We start from the raw sequence: 17,198 nt of genomic DNA on the forward strand, positions 1-17,198 counted from the left end.
TACTCGCCCTTATGAATCATTCAAACCTTATTCAAATCCTATTTTTTAAACTAGCTTGTTCTCTTCTTTTATTATAACGGTTTCTGTAATTCTCTGTCTCATTTATCGGCATTTGCGAGCATAGCTAGCTCAAATAAGTAAAAAAGAAGTCGGAAGATTTAAAAATCCTCCGACTTCTTTTACAGCTTTGTCTTACTTCCAAAAATCATCAAAAACCGTAATTGGTAGATGACGTTTATGTTTTGTTTTATCCCACCAAGCTTCAAGGGTTTCTTGTGCATGTTCAGGAATTTCTTTTCCTTCTAAATAATCATCAATTTGATCATAAGTGACACCTAAAGCAACTTCATCTGCAATTAATGGTTTCCCATCTTCCAAGTCCGCCGTTGGAATTTTTGTATACAATTCTGCTGGCGCACCTAGTTCTTTTAACAGAGCTTTTCCTTGTCGCTTGTTCAAACGAAAAAGTGGTAAAATATCTGCCCCACCATCACCAAATTTTGTAAAGAATCCTGTAATATTTTCTGCAGCATGATCTGTTCCCAAGACAGCACCAAATTTTGCACCAGCAACACCGTATTGAGTAATCATTCGTTGACGTGCTTTGATATTTCCTTTATTAAAATCACTGATTTCAACACCTGCTTCACTCAATGAGGCAACTTGTGCATCCACAGCAGGTTTGATATCAACACGTAAACTCACATCGGGCTGAATAAAATCCAATGCAGCTTTTGCATCTTCTTCGTCAGCTTGTTCGCCATAAGGTAAGCGAACAGCAACAAATTGATAACTGTCATCTTGTGTTTCTTCACGCATTTCAGCCATTGCTAACTGTGCTAAACGACCAGCTAAAGTTGAATCTTGTCCACCACTGATTCCTAAAACAAATGTTTTGATAAATGGGTATTTTTTTAAGTAGTCTTTCAAAAAGTCCACACTTCGACGAATTTCTGTTTGTGCATCAATTATAGGTTTCACACCTAGTTCTTGAATAATTTCTTGTTGTAAACTCATGTTTGTTCCCCCTCAGTGATTTCAATCATGCTTCATTGTGTAGATCAGCAACGCTTTTTTTCATTCGTTCCATAATAGACATCTTGTGATTCCAGCACTCTGTTGATAAATCAACTGGATACTTTTGTGGGTTCAAATCACGTTTATATTCTTCCCATAGAGAGTCCAAGTTCTCACGTGCATAGTCTTTAATTTCATTTAGCGAAGGTAATGAATAGACCAACTTTCCTTCAACAAAAATATCTTGTAACATCGGACGTGCCGAAAAATCACGTACCGTCTTATTGATGAACGTATGAACAGGATGGAACATAAAGATTTCCTCTTCCTTGCGAGGATCTTCATTCCATAACGTGACATAGTCTCCTTCAGATTTTCCGTCAAAATTTCGTGTAATACGCCAAACTTGTTTTTTCCCTGGCGTTGTTACTTTTTCTGCATTACTAGATAACTTGATGGTATCAATCATTTTTCCTTCTTCGTTTTCAATAGATACTAATTTGAAAACAGCCCCTAGTGCAGGTTGGTCGTAAGCTGTAATCAACTTAGTGCCCACACCCCAAACATCGATTTTTGCTTTTTGCATTTTTAAATTTAGAATCGTTGCTTCATCTAAGTCGTTAGAAGCATAGATTTTTGCTTCAGTAAAGCCTGCTGCATCTAATTGTTCACGCACACGTTTTGAAATATACGCCATATCACCACTATCAATGCGAACACCTTGGAAATTGATTTTATCACCCATTTCTCTCGCCACTCGAATCGCACTTGGCACACCTGACTTCAACGTATTATACGTATCTACTAAAAAGACACAGTCTTTATGTGTTTTCGCGTAAGCCATGAAAGCATCATAGTCATTTCCATATGACTGAACTAATGAATGAGCATGAGTTCCACTCGCAGGAATACCAAAAATTTTCCCAGCACGCACGTTACTTGTCGCATCGGCACCACCAATGAAGGCTGCACGTGTTCCCCAAACCGCTGCATCAAGTTCTTGCGCACGTCTTGTTCCAAATTCCAATAGTGGATCGTCACCAATAACGGATTTGATTCGGGCTGCTTTCGTAGCAATCAATGTTTGGAAATTGACCATATTCAGCAGTGCTGTTTCGACCAACTGGCAATGTGCCAACGGTCCTTCGACTTGAATAAGTGGTTCATTGTTAAAGACGATCTCGCCTTCAAGCATTGAACGAACGGTTGCTTTAAATTCAAATTCTTTTAAATAAGTAAGGAAGCCTTCTGGATAGTTACCCACTTCTCGTAAGTAGTCAATATCTGATTCACTGAAAGTTAAGTTTTCTAAATATTGAACTAAACGTTCCAGACCAGCAAAGACAGCATAACCATGGTTAAAAGGCATTTCTCGAAAGTAACATTCAAAAACGGCATGTAGATCTGCACGACCTAATTCCCAGTATGTCTGCATCATATTGATTTGGTACAAATCAGTGTGTAGCGTCAAACTGTCATCTGGGTAAATTTTATTCATCTGTTTAATACTCCTCTTGGCAATTTTTCATTTCCTAACCATTATATCAAAAAAACGAAATAGGAAAAGAAAACTTGATTTTTTTCCGAAAATATCAGCTTGATATTCTTTATTCCTTTTCATTTTTTCTTTGATGAATTGATTGACAGAGAAACGAACATATGTTCTAATAAATTTGTTGAAGACTTCAATTCATTGTAGTTATCCATTCATTTATTCGCGCAATCTACTTGGACAGTATAGATAAGGAGGCTGTTATGCGTACAATTACACAGCACTTTGAAACAGTTATTATCACTGCTTATATCGCAAAGCAAAAAATTATTGTTGAACGTTTGGACCATAGTTATGCAGAAGGATTGGTTCAACCAAGCATCACACCTGATGGCTTCTATCTTGATGAACATTTTATCCAGTGGGAACAGATTTCAACAATTTGCTTGGCTGAACAATATTTTCATTTTTGGAAGGATATCGTTCAAAAATAAAAAGAGTCTGGGACAAAAGCAGCCTAAATAGAAAAAAAGCCTAAAATTCGTTTTTTAAAACGTTGATTTTAGGCTTTTTTGCATTGAAAGATAGATTAAGAACGACTGAATTTTTAGTTTCGTCCCAGTCCCTTTTTGTTAGGCATTTGTTACATTTTGTTCAATAATCACAATATCTTTATTTGGACGTTTGAATTGAAGGCCAGCCCGTTCCAATTCTTGTTTGACACCAATGTGAACGGTCACATCTTCGCGTGCTACTTTCAAGATTCGACGAATAGCATAGTCGATTTCTTGCTTTGTAATTTTCTTTTTCGTATTAATCATCACCAACTGGATTTTATCATACGTATCTACATATAAAATTTGTGTACGATCTAGCGAATAGAACTTATAGTAGTTAATTGCCTGATTTCCAAAAAAGAAATCCACTATTTTTGGGTAAAATGTCTTGATATTTAGATTACTATTTATTGGTGTTTCAACTAATTTCATCTCATCCCTCTTTTTCTTTTTAATTATAAAATATGTTCAAAAATAAACCGGCCGACGCCACCTTCACTGCAACTAGGCGCAATCACATGACTACTTTCTTTCACATTGGTTGCGGCATTTTCCACAGCAACAGGCACATCAACAACAGCTAACATAGCCAAATCATTTTCTCCATCTCCGATACCATAGCTGGTTGCTAATGGATAATCAGATAAATAATTGGTGATGGCACTTCCTTTTGTACTATCAGGATGTACAATTTCCAAGGTTTTTATAAATGAATGGAACACAAGCAATTCTGTTTCTTGTAAAGAAGATCGAATCGCCTCGTGACGTGCATCATCTGCTTCCATCAATTCGATCTTGACCACGATTGTTTCAGGTCTTTCAGAAAGATACTTTGCGATATCTTCCGTATGTACGCAATCGTTTTCAAAATATTGTTCCTTGTAATCCATAATTCGTTTGCCTTGCTCCCCAAGTTTTTCTAATGATTCTCTCAAGGCACTTAGCTGTTTCGTGTACTCTTTCGTAGGTCTTATCACCACACCGTGATTTGTATGAATAAAGTGTAAAATTTCTTGTTCTTCTAAAATGTTGATTACTTCTGTTGTTTCTTGATGTGTCAGTGTACTAGTATAACGTTCAGGTTCGCCTATTTTCTTAATACCTGCACCATTTCCAAAAATAACATCACAATCAATTAATAATTCATCATTCATTTGTTTGACTAAGTCGTATCCGCGTCCGGTAACAAAAACAAAATGATCGCCTTTGGCTTGTAACGCTTGAATAGCTTTGCGATTAATCGGCGGAATTTCTTTTCCTAACTCTTGAAACGTTCCATCAATATCTGAAAAAACAATGTTCATTGATTTCTCCTTTTCCTTTTCTTATGAAATAGTATAACATAATTTTTAATAGGATTTTGAAATTTTTCCTTGACCTTCTCGTTACGTGAGGGAGTATTCTAGCAAGTGTCAGGAGGGAAAAAATGGAATATACAATCAAAAAAATAGCAGAGCTATCAGGTGTTAGCCCCCGAACATTACGTTTCTATGATGAAATTGGGTTGCTCAAACCAGCTAGGATTAACTCTTCTGGTTATCGCATCTATGGAGCAAATGAAATTGATCGACTCCAACAGATTTTATTTTATCGCTCACTTGAGTTCAAACTTGAACAAATTCAGGAATTACTAAACCAACCAGACTTTGATCAGCACCAAGCTTTACTTGAACATCAAAAACTTCTATTAAAAAAAAGAGCGCAAATTGACGCCCTTTTGACAACTGTACAAAAAACACTTACTAGTTACGAAGGAGGAATAACTATGTCAGACCAAGAAAAATTTGCAGGATTCAAGCAACAAAAAATCAGCGAAAATGAAGAAAAATTTGGGCAAGAGATTCGAGAAGCGTATGGCGAAAAAACAGTTGCGAAAGCCAATCAAAAATGGGCGAACATGACTGAGGAACAATTCCAAGCCATGCAAACAGTTGAGTCACAGCTTTTAGCTGATTTAACAACTTATCTTACACAGCCAGGAGTGGATCAACCACTAGCAAAAGCCATTTTTGACGCACATAAAAAATGGCTAACATTTAGTTGGCCTACTTATACGCCACAAGCTCACCAAGGATTAGGACAAATGTATGTGGCAGATGAACGTTTTACCGCCTATTATGATGAACGAAGTGGGAATGGTGCAACCCAAGCATTGAATGAAATCATTCAACATTACACCAGCAAATAATTATTACTTTCTGACCCTTATCAGTTATTGAAATAGGCGAAACATTTATTCCAATCCAATCTGTTCTAATTTTTACCGAAGAAAAAGACTGAGGTAGCTTACTCCAGTGCCCTCCAAAAGCCCAATTTTACAATTGAACTTTTTGAGGAATCACGTAAAGCTAATTCAGTCTTTTTTATTATTTCTAGCCTAACCTCTTACAATCACTAATTATTTTTGCTATTAGTTTGTTTAAACTTTCTTTATCTTTGAATAAATTCATATGGAATCTTGATTTGTTCCGGTTGTCTTTTCAAAAATAAGTGAAACGCCATTTCACCACACTGCTTCAAGTGATGATCAATAGTGGGAAAATTTAAGAGATCACTCACATACAGATTGTCTCTGCCAACTAATTTAGGTGCTCGACCTTTCGGAAATGTTTTAAGGATACCAGCTGCAACCATATCTGAATTCGTAAAAATGCCATCTACTGGATGCTCATTAAAAAAAGCACCTGCCTTGATCCCATCTTCCAAACCAATACAATCCCAGAAAACCATTTCTTCTTCAAAATTCGAATAGACTTTCCGACATAATTGCAAGGTAATCTTAGAATTAAAACTAAGTCGACTACTCCTTCCTAAAGTAACACCTAGTTTTTTGACACCAGCTTTTTGTAAAAATTTCAATGCTTCCGTAATCGATTGTTCCCGATCAATAAAGACACAGCTTGATTTTTCATCTTTGATTTCTTCGCAAAAAATAATAGGGCCATATTTTTGGTACGCTTTCAATTTTTCTAACGAATGAGCACGCGAGGTTACGATCAAGCCATCAAATCTTTTTGCTGCAAACTCTTCGAGATACTCTTTTTCACGACTTGCTTGATAATTTGTCGGTAACAAGGTGACTTTATAATTGGAATCGAAAGCGGCTTCAGTAATTCCACTAATCAACTGATCAAAGTATGGATGATTGGTGTATGGCAAAATGACTCCTAAATTTTTGGTTTCTCCATAGCTTAATGTTCGTGCATTTGCATTAGGAATATAGTCTAGTTCCTTCATAACTGCTAAAATTTCTGCTCGTTTTCTTTCATCCACATAAGGGTGTTCATTAATAACTCGAGAAATAGTCGAGACGGAATAACCTGTTAAACGTGCGATATCTCGAATAGTTGCCACGATGATGATTCACCTACCTTAAACGAAAAGTTTTTCTTGTAGATAGTCTATCACAGCCGGCCCACATTCATAAAACTGATACAACTTTTCTTGATAACAAAAACTAATTCGCTGTCCGCCCCAAAATGTATCTTTTGTTAAATTCGTTAACTGATTGACATCGATTTCTTCTCTCATTGGTTTGTTCAGGCCTTGAAAACTTTTTAAAACTAGTTTATTTTCATTACAATCTACCAACGCGTAAAAACAAGTGCTTGATGTTCCCAAAACTTTCACATAAGTATGCATAGGTAAGCCCTCCTTCTTGATAGCTCGAGTATAGTTTATGAAACGCGTCCCAGAGCAAGCGGAAAGTTTTGGTTAAATAAAATCCAAGCAAACAAGTTGGAAATACTGTTTGCTTGGATTATTTTTATACTTATTAACAACTTTTTCAGTGCAATCAGTTTGTTTCGTTTGTTTCTCCCAAATTAGGGTCTAACTTATTTGCCGCAAGAATAAATGGTGCCCAAATCAATGCTGCTACAAGCAAATTCACAATCGTCAACACAATGGCACGCCAATCTCCAGCAGTCGCTAAGAAACCACTAATAATCGTTGGCATGACCCAGATTACATTGACAACTACAGGTCTTACAAATCCCGCCATCGTTGCGAAGTATGCAATAGTGGCAGTAGCTAAAGGCGCTAAAATAAACGGAATCATTAATAACGGATTTAGTACAACCGGCAAACCAAACATCACTGGTTCATTAATATTGAATAAACCCGGAGCAATACCTAGTTTCCCAACTGTTTTATAATCCGCACGTTTTGATAAGAAAAGAATCATTACAATTAATACTAAAGTCACACCTGCACCACCAGGCCAGACAAAAGCTTCAAAAGAGCCGGCTACCCACTTAAACGGAATTGGCTCATTATTTTGAAAAGCATTCGTATTTTCAACCATAGCAGTTCCATAAAGTGTTTGTAGTACTGGTGACATGATGTTCGTTCCATGAAGCCCAAAGAACCAGAGAACATGAACAAGTAGCACAATGATAAATACTGCGCCGTAGCCCTGTGAAAGATGCATTAAAGGCTTTTGGATTGCTTCAGAAATCCAGTCGATTAAAGGAACACCAGCCGTTTGTTTGAATAAATAGTTAATAATTCCAACAACATACAAGGAAACCACTGCAGGGATGATTGCAGCAAAAGCCTTAGAAACAGCCGGTGGTACAGAGTCCGGCATACGGATAATAATGTTTTTTCGAATTAAAAGAGCAAAAATAATGACTGAAATAAATCCAAAGATCATTGCAGTAAAAAGACCCGATCCACCCATATACTTACCAAAGTTAAAATAACCCCATGCGCCCATCGAGAGCGTTTGGCCACCTTCTGCAGCATCAGAAATAACTCCACCTGCTGTAGTGATCATTGTCGAAGCTTCTTCTGATAACTTCTCTGGTAATGTCAAAACTGCAGTAGCGGCATCCGGTAATCCGATGATAAAAGCGACTAATGAAACAATACTTCCTGACACAGGATCAACTTCATACGCTTTTGCTAAATTTGCGCCTAAAGAAAGTGCAAACACAACTGCCATAATCGCCAATGTTCCATTCCAAATCAATCCATTTACACCAATAACAGGTGTAAAAAAGGTTGTAATTGCATTGCCCTCTCCTAAATAGGTATTAGGAAAATCGCGCATGAAAGCATTGAGCAAAACTGCGATTGCACCAGCCATTGTTGCTGGCATCGTACCAATAAAGGCATCTCGCAAGGCGACTAAATGCTTTTCTGACCCTATTTTTGTTGCCACAGGTAAAATATATTTTTCCATCCACTTCATCAATCCGTCCATCTTCATCCTCCTAAGTTTTAGTTGCATCACCTATAATGTATGCGCATACATTATAATGATATTACAAATATAGCATATATTTTTATATGTGCCTACTAAACAACACAGACGACTATTTTGGGCCATGAAGAAGACGTACTAAACGATTTTTGTTTATTTAGAGTTAATAACTAAGCTAAAGCAACAGAAATTTTTTCTACTTCTTGTAGTTTTTTCTAGTAAGAACAAACAGCAAGCTGTGCAGCCATATGAACGAAGATAAAAATTATTCCTCAGATAATTTTTTAAATCTAATTTAATCGTATTTCTTTTTAAGATGTTGTTTCTCGAAAGAAAATAGGCACAAAAAAGAGGCACACCCCCTTTGAACAGGATGTGCCTCTTTTTTGTTATACTTTCAATTTTTATGAATTGAAAGTAGTGATTACATCATGCCGCCCATCATTGATGGATCCATTGCTGGAGCAGCAGGTGCAGCTGGTTCTGGTTTATCTGCAACAACTGCTTCTGTTGTTAATAACAATGCTGAAACGGAAGCAGCATTTTGCAATGCAGAACGAGTTACTTTTGTTGGATCAACGATTCCGGCTTCCACCATGTTTACCCATTCGCCTGTTGCAGCATTGAACCCAGTACCAAGTTCAACATTTTTCAGTTTATCAACGATTACTGAACCTTCATAGCCAGCATTTTCCGCGATTTGACGAATTGGTTCTTCTAATGCACGAACAACAATCTTAATTCCTGTTGCTACGTCACCTTGGGCTTCTACTGCAGAAACTTTTCCAATAACATTTACCAATGCAGTACCACCACCAGAAACCATGCCTTCTTCTACGGCAGCACGAGTAGCATTCAATGCATCTTCAATACGTAATTTCAATTCTTTTAATTCTGTTTCAGTCGCCGCACCAACTTTGACTACTGCAACACCGCCAGCTAATTTAGCTAGACGCTCTTGTAATTTTTCACGATCAAAGTCAGAAGTTGTTTCAGCAATTTGATTTTTGATCAATTGAACGCGTGCGTCAATTGCTGTTTTATCGCCAGAACCTTCAACGATTGTTGTATTGTCTTTATCAACAACAACTTTTGAAGCATTTCCTAAGTTATCGACAGTTGCGTCTTTTAATTCTAGACCTAGATCATCAGTGATTACTGTACCACCTGTCAAAATAGCGATATCTTCAAGCATCGCTTTACGACGGTCACCAAATCCTGGTGCTTTGACAGCAACTACGTTAAATGTTCCACGAATTTTATTCAATACTAATGTTGGTAATGCTTCGCCATCTACATCATCTGCAATGATTAATAATGGACGAGATTGTTGTAAAATTTGTTCTAATAGAGGCAAGATATCTTGAATATTTGAGATTTTTTTGTCTGTAATCAAGATATATGGATTATCTAAAACAGCTTCCATTTTGTCATTATCAGTAACCATGTATTGTGATAAATATCCACGGTCAAACTGCATTCCTTCAACAACATCTAGTTCTGTTTCGATCCCTTTTGATTCTTCAATTGTGATGACACCGTCATTGCCGACTTTTTCCATTGCATCCGCAATCAAATGACCTACTTGTTCTGAACCAGAAGAAACAGCCGCAACTTGTGCAATTGCTTCTTTTGAATCAACAACTGTTGAAATATTGTGTAATTCTTCTACTGCCGCTTTTGTAGCTAATTCAATTCCGCGACGAATGCCTAAAGGATTAGCGCCGGCTGTTACGTTTTTCAAGCCTTCACGAACGATTGCTTGTGTTAAAACAGTAGCAGTAGTTGTACCATCACCAGCAATATCATTCGTTTTTGAAGCAACTTCAGAAACTAATTTTGCACCCATATTTTCAAAATGATCTTCTAATTCGATTTCTTTTGCAATTGTTACCCCGTCATTAGTAATCAATGGAGATCCATAAGATTTTTCTAAAACAACATTACGGCCTTTTGGACCTAAGGTAACTTTTACTGTATCAGCTAATTTATCTACGCCACGAAGCATTGCTGCGCGTGCGTCTTCTGCGAATTTTAATTCTTTTGCCATGATTGGTTTCACCTCAATAATAAATTTTGTTTATCTTGTTTTACTCAACGATCGCCATGATATCTTTACCTGAAACGATCAAATATTCTTTACCTTCAAATTTCACTTCTGTTCCAGCATACTTTTCAAACATTACTTGATCGCCTTCTTTAACAGCGGCAGGAACTTTTTCACCGTTTTCTAATAAACGGCCTTCACCAACCGCAACGATTCTACCAGTTTGTGGTTTTTCTTTGGCAGAGGAAGCTAAGACGATTCCTCCAACAGTTTTTTCTTCTTCTTTTGCGACTTCGATGATGACGCGGTCACCTAATGGTTTTAACACGATAAATCCCTCCGATAACACGATTTTTAGTTCCGTTAGCACTCTTACCTTTCGAGTGCTAACCTACATTTTTAATAATACTCATTCTGCTCCTTTTTTGCAAGCTTTTTAAATCAAAGAAATCTGATTTTTTATTTTCATTGGCGAACAACTTTCGTATGGTATAATTACCAATAAATCTTGTCTACTAACACAGGTAAGTTATCTTTTATAAGAGCCTGTAAGGAGGAATTTCATGTCATTAAAAAAATATAGTCTACTAAGCATTTTTTGCTACGGTTTAGTCTTTGTTTCACCTGTCCTTTTAAGAATCACAGGTATCGTTACCTCTTCGACTGGTTTGATTTCGGCCATGACTATTACTTATTTACTAGGAGCAGTTTTGCTGCTGTTTTTGTACTTCAAACAAAAGGAACCTTTAACAATAGAGGCAGATGTCCCTAAAGCAAGTGTTCCTGAAATCATTTTACTTGGATTAGGTGGTATTTTGATAGCAATCTTTTTACAAGGTGCGGCTGTCGGAATCGAAACTTTCTTATTTGGTCAAAGCGCTCCATCTGAAAATACGCAAAACATCATCCAAATGATTTTAAAAGCACCCGCATTTATTCTAGCAACGACTATTGGTGCCCCAATCATGGAGGAACTTGTTTTTCGTCGTAGTATTCTAGGACTCGTTAGTCACTACTCGAATTTTTGGGTAGGTGCTGTAATCAGTTCTCTACTTTTTGCTGTTGCACATGCAGATGGTCATCTATTGGTTTACTTTTTCTTAGGTTTCTTCTTTAGTTTATTGTATAAATCAACTGGTCGAATTTGGACTTCAATGATTACACATGTAGGTATGAATACATTGGTCATCGTTGTACAGTTGTTAATCCAAAAATAATTTTTGCTTTCAATTAAAAACTGCGACAAAATCTTAAACGATTTTGTCGCAGTTTTTTTAGCTTAATGTTTCACCGTTTGTGGCAATAACTTCCTTATACCAATCAAACGATTTTTTCTTGCTTCTTGCCAATGTTCCATTTCCTTCGTTGTCCTTATCAACATAGATAAAGCCGTAACGTTTTTTCATTTCTCCTGTCCCGGCAGAAACCAAATCAATGAATCCCCATGGCGTGTAGCCCATTAAATCAATACCATCATATTCAACAGCATCTTTCATTGAAGCAATGTGCTCTCGCAAATACTCAATGCGATAATCATCTTCGACTTGTCCGCTTTCCCCAATCTCATCAATTGCACCAAACCCATTTTCCACAATAAATAATGGTTTTTCGTAACGTTCATTGAACCAGTTCATTGCGTAACGCAAACCCATAGGATCGATTTGCCATCCCCAGTCAGATGCTTTCACATAAGGATTTTCTACTAAGTCTGCTGCTTCATCATAGTCAAAAGTTGGTGCTTTATCATGATCTTTGATTGCAAACGACATATAGTAACTAAAGCCGATATAGTCGACACACCCTACCTTTAAAATACGGGCATCTTCTGCTGTTCGATCTAATTCAAATCCTTTTCGTTTAAAGTACGCATCCATATAACTTGGATAGCGACCTTTACAATGCACGTCAGTAAACCAATAACGTCTTTGCATCGCAACTGTTGCTGCCATCATATCATTAGGACTACATGAGTAACTATAGATTGGCACCATGGCAATCATACAACCAATTTCAAAATCTGGATTAATCCGATGTCCGATTTCTACCGCTTGCGCACTTGCCACTAATTCATAGTGTGCAGCCTGATACATGATTGCTTCGCGATCTTCGCCTTCTTCATAACGAATGCCCGAATTAGTAAATGGTGCAAAATCTTCGTGAAAATTCGCTTGGTTATTGATTTCATTAAAGGTCATCCAGTATTTCACTTTCTCTTGGTAACGAGTGAAACAAGTTTCCGCAAACCGAGTAAAAAATTCAATCATTTTTCGATTTCGCCAACCACCATATTCTTTTACTAAATGATAAGGCATTTCAAAATGGGAAAGCGTGATAACCGGTTCGATCCCATATTTTAGACATTCATCAAATAGGTCATCATAAAATTGTAACCCTGCTTCATTTGGTTCTAATTCATCACCTTTTGGAAAAATTCTGCTCCAGGCAATTGATGTCCGAAAACAATTCAAACCTAATTCAGCAAATAAACGAACATCTTCCTTATAATGATGATAAAAATCAATTGCCTCATGATTAGGATAATAGTTGCCTTCAATCACACCATCTGTGATCTTTCTTGCCACACCGTTTTTTCCAGCAGTCATAACATCAGCAACACTAACACCTTTGCCACCTTCTTGCCAACCACCTTCTAATTGATGGGCTGCTACTGCACCGCCCCATAAAAATCCTTTTCTCAACACGCTCATACGATCGACTCATTTCTCGTTAATTTGTAAAATCGTTTATAAAACTTGTGATTCTTCTAATTGATCTGCTTCTGCAAAAGAAAGATCGTTTTCTTGTGCATAGTTCATTGCATCAATTTTCTTCACGAATGGTAAATAGATAAAGAAACCAATTGCTAAAACAAATGTTTGTAACAACGCCGCTTGCCAGCCACCTACTAAAAATCCTGAAATAATTGGTGGTGTTGTCCATGGTACTTGTACAGCTGTAAACAATGGAACTAATCCTGTATACAAAGCGAAGTAAGTAATCACACCAGAAACAACTGGTGTCGCAATAAATGGAATCGCCATAATCGGGTTCATTACGATTGGTGTTGCAAAAATAATTGGTTCGTTAATGTTAAAGATAGCTGGAGCTAAAGATAAACGTCCAAGCTGTTTGAACTGTGCTGATTTTGCAAAGAAAACCATGAACATCACAACACCAATCGTCATCCCAGCACCTGTTACTGTCATGAATTGGTCTAAGAATTGTTGCGTAACAATATGTCCACCATTTGCAACGGTCAATGCTTTACCAGATTCAAGAATCTCTGTGTTTGCTAATGAGTTTGCTTGTAAGATTGGTCCCATGATCCCACCAACAATTGTTGAACCATGTACTCCAAAGAACCATAAGAATGGAACTAAGAAACCAAGCATCAACGCACCACCAAGTGAATCTGTTACACCTTGCATTGGGCTTTGGATTACTTCATAAATCCATTGAATCATTGTTGTGCTGAAGACTGCATCAAAGAAAATATATACAAGCATTGCAAAGGTAATCAAAACAGCTGCTGGAATCAACGCTGTAAATGAGTTTGCTACGTTATCCGGCACTTGCTCTGGCAATTTGATTCGAATATCTCTTTTTAGGAACCAAGTGTAGCCCCAACCAACAAATAGACCAACCAAGATTGCACTGATCATCCCTTGACCACCAGTCCAACCTTTATCAATTACGTTACCAATTACAACACCAGATTCTGCATCCGTCACATCTGAACGCATCGTTAGTAAAAAGATAACCAATGCAATCATCCCTGCTGGTAGCCCTTCAAAGCCTTCATCTTTGACGTAAGAATAAGCAATCCCAACTACTGCAAAAATTGCCATAATAGCAAATGAAGCACCATACGCTTGGTTAAAATAAACTGCGAGTCCAGAATTGTTGACCCATTCTGAAACTGCTGTGACGGGGAAGTTAGCAAGTAGTAAGAAAACCGAGCCAACAATTGTGAACGGCATTGTGTATAACATCCCATTACGTAACGCAGTAATAGGTTTCGTATTAACAAATTTTAAAACCGGAGGTAAAACTTTCTCATTAATCCATTCATTCATAATACTTCTCTCCTTATCCAGTTAAATTAAAAAAATCATCCAATAAAAAATAAGTGCATTTCATCCAATAAATCCTATTCTATACTCCTTTCTTTTTTTGTATCCGTTTACATATATAACTATAACTAACCTGTACAAAGAAAAAAAGAGCTTAGCCTTCTGAAGGAACATGTTCCAACAAAAAAAACAGGCTAATGCGCTCTTTCTATTTCTTGACTCGCTTTTTGCGCTAACATTTCTAATAAAGTCACCACCGGAACTTGTGTTGTCAGGTTTAGCGATTCCTCTTTTCCTCTTGTTTCTGGCATATAATAAGACAAATTATAGTCTGCCAAACGAGCAATCGTCGAGGTTTCATCATTTGTAATACTAAGAACTTTTGCACCGTAGCGTTTAAAATCCTCTGTTTTTTCAATCATTTCAACCGTTTCACCTGATACAGACAAAATGATTGCTAATGTACTTTCTAATCCGCGAGAAGGGACTGGAGCAAACGGATCAGTGATGCTATAGGCATTCAACCCTAAATTGATAAAATAACGACTACCATATAATCCAAGGACACCACTTGTACCAATTCCAGAAAAAGCAACATGACGGGCTTCTAAAATCATTTGGACTGCTTGCTCCAAAACGATTCGATAACTTTCATTATTGACCTTTTTCAAAAAAGAATCTACCTGAACCGTTGCATCATAAAATTGTTCAAACATCTGTTGTTTTGCTTGTGTTTGATAATTTTTTATTGCAAATTTCAGCTCAGAAAAGCCTTGTAAGCCCAATTTGTTACAGCAACGTAAAATCGTCGAAGTTGACACATGGCATGCATCTGACAATTGACGAATCGTCATTTTTGACACTTCTTCTAAATGAGCAATCAAGTAATTATAAACAATCATCTCCAGCTCATTCAGTTGCTTGATTTTTTCTGCTTCAAACACGGCTCCCCCTCCTTTCATTATCTTTTAATTATAACAGAGCAATAATTATAAAAGAAAGTCTGGTGTTGAAATCTTCTATAAAAAACCAATTCTTTGACCCAATTGACATAACTTCATACAATAAAGGAAATGATAGGAGGTTTTTTGATGAAAATAGCAATTATTGGCGCAACTGGTCACGCAGGTTCATTGATTTTGAAGGAGGCTCTTGCTCGTCATCTTGACGTTACAGCCATTGTCAGAAATGCCAAAAAATTAACAGTAAGTGTTCCATTTATTGAAAAGGATTTATACGATTTGACGACTGAAGACCTTGCTCCTTTTGACGTTGTTGTTGATGCGTTCAATGCACCTGTAGGTAAGGAAGAAATGCATCAAACATCCCTTGCACACTTAGCAAAAATTTTAGCGAATACTTCGACTCGTTTACTTGTCGTTGGTGGTGCTTCTTCTCTATTTATTGATCCAGAAAAAACAACTCGTATGATTGACCAAGTACCAGAAGACGCACCTTTTTATCCAACAGCTTTCCATATGTCGCAAGCACTTGTTCATTTAAAAGACACAAAAGGACTTCGTTGGACCTATATCAGTCCAGCTGCGTTCTTCAATCCAACAGGCGAACGAACAGGAAAATATCAACTAGATGATGACTTTCTTCATAAGAATGCACAGGGAGAAAGCGTTGTCAGCATGGCAGACTATGCCATTGCTTTGATTGACGAAGTACTGGCAGATAAACATGAGAATGAGCATGTTAGTGTCGTGAGCCAATAAAGCAGTTAAAATAAAAAAGGTGCAACCGGTTAGCTAAAAATAACCGATTGCACCTTTTTTATTTGGAATGAATACTTTATGTTCTTAATAGAAAGCAGATTGCTAGAAAGCATCTTGTTACTTAACGTTTTACGCCACAATCTTTACCTTCGGTGTTCCCAAAACAGCTCCTCGATATAGCTTGCATCCATATCAAAATATGGAAAGCTATTTTGAATGACTGTTCGCTATCTAGTCGGAGCTGAACGTTTTGTGCCACAACCTTTTTAAATCGAAAACAATTCCGTCGCCTGATCAGGATCCGTATCGTACACATCAAAATCAGAACCCACACCAAAATCCTTTTCTTTTAACGTATTTTCCATCGTCAAATGCGCCAACTCTTTCAAGTTGTTTTCTTTACTCAAATGACCTAAATAGATGCGTTTTGTCCGATTACCAATTACATCAGTCATCACTAATGCACCATCTTCATTTGATAAATGACCACGATCTCCCAAAATTCGTTGTTTTAAATTCCAAGGATAAGAACCCATTCGCAACATTTCTAAATCGTGATTACTTTCCATTAGATAGCCGTCCGCATTTTCAATAATTCCACGCATATAATCACTACAGTAACCAGTGTCCGTTAGCATCACAAATGAATGATTTTCTTTGTAGATACGATAAAACTGTGGCGCAGCCGCATCATGCGAAACACCAAAACTTTCAATATCTACATCCCCAAAAGTTTGGACTTTTCCCATTTCAAATAAATGTTTTTGCTCGACGGGGACATTGCCAATCAATGGCGACATTGCTTCCCACGTTTTTTCATTGGCATACACATCTAAATGATATTTCCGCGCCAGCACACCTACACCATGAATGTGATCTCGATGTTCATGCGTTACTAGAATGCCATCTAAATCTTCAGGTTTACGATCAATTTGAGCCATCAAGGAAGTAATTTTTTTCCCGCTAAGACCTGCATCCACCAATAGTCGTTTCTTCTCACTTTCTAAATAAAGTGAGTTTCCTGAACTCCCACTCGCAAGGATACTGATTTTAAAAGCTGGTTTTTCTTCGACCATTTATTT

General features: G+C 37.2%; 17 protein-coding genes. 4 read left to right on the plus strand and 13 right to left on the minus strand.

What is annotated here, in order from left to right; genetic code table 11:
* Positions 1-192: 192 nt before the first annotated feature.
* A complete protein-coding gene (gene nadE / locus IGJ93_RS10935; protein ID WP_067482866.1) occupies positions 193-1,017 on the minus strand; it encodes an ammonia-dependent NAD(+) synthetase in 825 nt (274 codons plus the stop codon).
* Positions 1,018-1,042: 25 nt separating this feature from the next.
* The gene (locus IGJ93_RS10940) at positions 1,043-2,515 is read right to left on the minus strand and encodes a nicotinate phosphoribosyltransferase (protein ID WP_071869112.1); all 1,473 of its coding nucleotides are present in this window, start codon (positions 2,513-2,515) and stop codon (positions 1,043-1,045) included.
* 257 nt (positions 2,516-2,772) lie between these two features.
* Between IGJ93_RS10940 and IGJ93_RS10945 the strand changes: the two genes are divergently transcribed.
* Positions 2,773-3,003, plus strand: a complete 231-nt coding sequence (locus IGJ93_RS10945; RefSeq protein ID WP_067482870.1) for a hypothetical protein — start codon at positions 2,773-2,775, stop codon at positions 3,001-3,003.
* 138 nt (positions 3,004-3,141) lie between these two features.
* Here the strand turns inward: IGJ93_RS10945 and IGJ93_RS10950 are convergent, their stop codons facing one another.
* Positions 3,142-3,498, minus strand: a complete 357-nt coding sequence (locus tag IGJ93_RS10950) for a DUF1827 family protein (protein ID WP_067482872.1) — start codon at positions 3,496-3,498, stop codon at positions 3,142-3,144.
* 23 nt (positions 3,499-3,521) lie between these two features.
* A complete protein-coding gene (locus tag IGJ93_RS10955) occupies positions 3,522-4,370 on the minus strand; it encodes an HAD-IIB family hydrolase (RefSeq protein WP_430596942.1) in 849 nt (282 codons plus the stop codon).
* 122 nt (positions 4,371-4,492) lie between these two features.
* On the opposite strand from IGJ93_RS10955, the gene IGJ93_RS10960 reads away from it, so the two are divergent.
* Positions 4,493-5,254, plus strand: a complete 762-nt coding sequence (locus IGJ93_RS10960; RefSeq protein ID WP_071869114.1) for a MerR family transcriptional regulator — start codon at positions 4,493-4,495, stop codon at positions 5,252-5,254.
* A gap of 242 nt (positions 5,255-5,496) precedes the next feature.
* Here the strand turns inward: IGJ93_RS10960 and IGJ93_RS10965 are convergent, their stop codons facing one another.
* The 5 genes from IGJ93_RS10965 to groES all read right to left on the minus strand — a co-directional run bounded on the left by IGJ93_RS10965 (position 5,497) and on the right by groES (position 10,650).
* On the minus strand, positions 5,497-6,420 hold the full coding sequence (locus IGJ93_RS10965; protein ID WP_067482876.1) for a LacI family DNA-binding transcriptional regulator: 924 nt from the start codon (positions 6,418-6,420) through the stop codon (positions 5,497-5,499).
* Between the two features lie 18 nt (positions 6,421-6,438).
* On the minus strand, positions 6,439-6,708 hold the full coding sequence (locus IGJ93_RS10970; RefSeq protein WP_430596943.1) for a hypothetical protein: 270 nt from the start codon (positions 6,706-6,708) through the stop codon (positions 6,439-6,441).
* A gap of 154 nt (positions 6,709-6,862) precedes the next feature.
* Positions 6,863-8,275, minus strand: coding sequence for a PTS sugar transporter subunit IIC (locus tag IGJ93_RS10975; protein WP_270608158.1), 1,413 nt, complete (start codon positions 8,273-8,275; stop codon positions 6,863-6,865).
* A 424-nt stretch (positions 8,276-8,699) separates the two neighbouring features.
* Positions 8,700-10,325 (minus strand): chaperonin GroEL, encoded by a 1,626-nt coding sequence (gene groL / locus IGJ93_RS10980; RefSeq protein WP_067482882.1) that lies wholly within the window; start codon positions 10,323-10,325, stop codon positions 8,700-8,702.
* 40 nt (positions 10,326-10,365) lie between these two features.
* Positions 10,366-10,650, minus strand: coding sequence for a co-chaperone GroES (gene groES / locus IGJ93_RS10985; RefSeq protein WP_071869115.1), 285 nt, complete (start codon positions 10,648-10,650; stop codon positions 10,366-10,368).
* A gap of 235 nt (positions 10,651-10,885) precedes the next feature.
* Between groES and IGJ93_RS10990 the strand changes: the two genes are divergently transcribed.
* Positions 10,886-11,539: a CPBP family intramembrane glutamic endopeptidase gene (locus IGJ93_RS10990; RefSeq protein WP_430596944.1), complete on the plus strand. Its 654-nt coding sequence runs from the start codon at positions 10,886-10,888 to the stop codon at positions 11,537-11,539.
* A gap of 57 nt (positions 11,540-11,596) precedes the next feature.
* On the opposite strand, the gene IGJ93_RS10995 is transcribed toward IGJ93_RS10990, so the two are convergent.
* From IGJ93_RS10995 to IGJ93_RS11005, 3 genes are all read right to left on the minus strand, one after another.
* Positions 11,597-13,030: a 6-phospho-beta-glucosidase gene (locus IGJ93_RS10995; protein ID WP_067482885.1), complete on the minus strand. Its 1,434-nt coding sequence runs from the start codon at positions 13,028-13,030 to the stop codon at positions 11,597-11,599.
* 36 nt (positions 13,031-13,066) lie between these two features.
* Positions 13,067-14,398 carry a PTS sugar transporter subunit IIC gene (locus tag IGJ93_RS11000; RefSeq protein ID WP_067482886.1) on the minus strand — a complete coding sequence of 444 codons (1,332 nt, stop codon included), beginning with the start codon at positions 14,396-14,398 and terminating at the stop codon, positions 13,067-13,069.
* A 191-nt stretch (positions 14,399-14,589) separates the two neighbouring features.
* Complete coding sequence (locus tag IGJ93_RS11005) at positions 14,590-15,339, minus strand: MurR/RpiR family transcriptional regulator (RefSeq protein WP_086270683.1); 750 nt, start codon at positions 15,337-15,339, stop codon at positions 14,590-14,592.
* Between the two features lie 147 nt (positions 15,340-15,486).
* Here IGJ93_RS11005 and IGJ93_RS11010 point away from each other — a divergent pair, with 147 nt between their 5' ends.
* On the plus strand, positions 15,487-16,116 hold the full coding sequence (locus IGJ93_RS11010) for an NAD(P)-dependent oxidoreductase (RefSeq protein ID WP_075491265.1): 630 nt from the start codon (positions 15,487-15,489) through the stop codon (positions 16,114-16,116).
* A gap of 266 nt (positions 16,117-16,382) precedes the next feature.
* Here IGJ93_RS11010 and IGJ93_RS11015 read toward each other — a convergent pair whose 3' ends face one another.
* A complete protein-coding gene (locus IGJ93_RS11015; protein ID WP_067482895.1) occupies positions 16,383-17,192 on the minus strand; it encodes an MBL fold metallo-hydrolase in 810 nt (269 codons plus the stop codon).
* Positions 17,193-17,198: the final 6 nt, after the last annotated feature.

The sequence above is a fragment of the Enterococcus sp. DIV0174 genome (assembly GCF_050529065.1).
GTDB lineage: Bacteria > Bacillota > Bacilli > Lactobacillales > Enterococcaceae > Enterococcus_B > Enterococcus_B thailandicus.

Excerpts from the sequence above, each read along its gene's own strand:
- nadE (WP_067482866.1), bottom strand. The coding sequence starts at position 1,017 with ATGAGTTTACAACAAGAAATTATTCAAGAACTAGGTGTGAAACCTATA.
- IGJ93_RS10940 (WP_071869112.1), bottom strand. The coding sequence starts at position 2,515 with ATGAATAAAATTTACCCAGATGACAGTTTGACGCTACACACTGATTTG.
- IGJ93_RS10945 (WP_067482870.1), top strand. The coding sequence starts at position 2,773 with ATGCGTACAATTACACAGCACTTTGAAACAGTTATTATCACTGCTTAT.
- IGJ93_RS10950 (WP_067482872.1), bottom strand. The coding sequence starts at position 3,498 with ATGAAATTAGTTGAAACACCAATAAATAGTAATCTAAATATCAAGACA.
- IGJ93_RS10955 (WP_430596942.1), bottom strand. The coding sequence starts at position 4,370 with ATGAACATTGTTTTTTCAGATATTGATGGAACGTTTCAAGAGTTAGGA.
- IGJ93_RS10960 (WP_071869114.1), top strand. The coding sequence starts at position 4,493 with ATGGAATATACAATCAAAAAAATAGCAGAGCTATCAGGTGTTAGCCCC.
- IGJ93_RS10970 (WP_430596943.1), bottom strand. The coding sequence starts at position 6,708 with ATGCATACTTATGTGAAAGTTTTGGGAACATCAAGCACTTGTTTTTAC.
- IGJ93_RS10975 (WP_270608158.1), bottom strand. The coding sequence starts at position 8,275 with ATGGACGGATTGATGAAGTGGATGGAAAAATATATTTTACCTGTGGCA.
- groL (WP_067482882.1), bottom strand. The coding sequence starts at position 10,325 with ATGGCAAAAGAATTAAAATTCGCAGAAGACGCACGCGCAGCAATGCTT.
- IGJ93_RS10990 (WP_430596944.1), top strand. The coding sequence starts at position 10,886 with ATGTCATTAAAAAAATATAGTCTACTAAGCATTTTTTGCTACGGTTTA.
- IGJ93_RS10995 (WP_067482885.1), bottom strand. The coding sequence starts at position 13,030 with ATGAGCGTGTTGAGAAAAGGATTTTTATGGGGCGGTGCAGTAGCAGCC.
- IGJ93_RS11000 (WP_067482886.1), bottom strand. The coding sequence starts at position 14,398 with ATGAATGAATGGATTAATGAGAAAGTTTTACCTCCGGTTTTAAAATTT.
- IGJ93_RS11010 (WP_075491265.1), top strand. The coding sequence starts at position 15,487 with ATGAAAATAGCAATTATTGGCGCAACTGGTCACGCAGGTTCATTGATT.
- IGJ93_RS11015 (WP_067482895.1), bottom strand. The coding sequence starts at position 17,192 with ATGGTCGAAGAAAAACCAGCTTTTAAAATCAGTATCCTTGCGAGTGGG.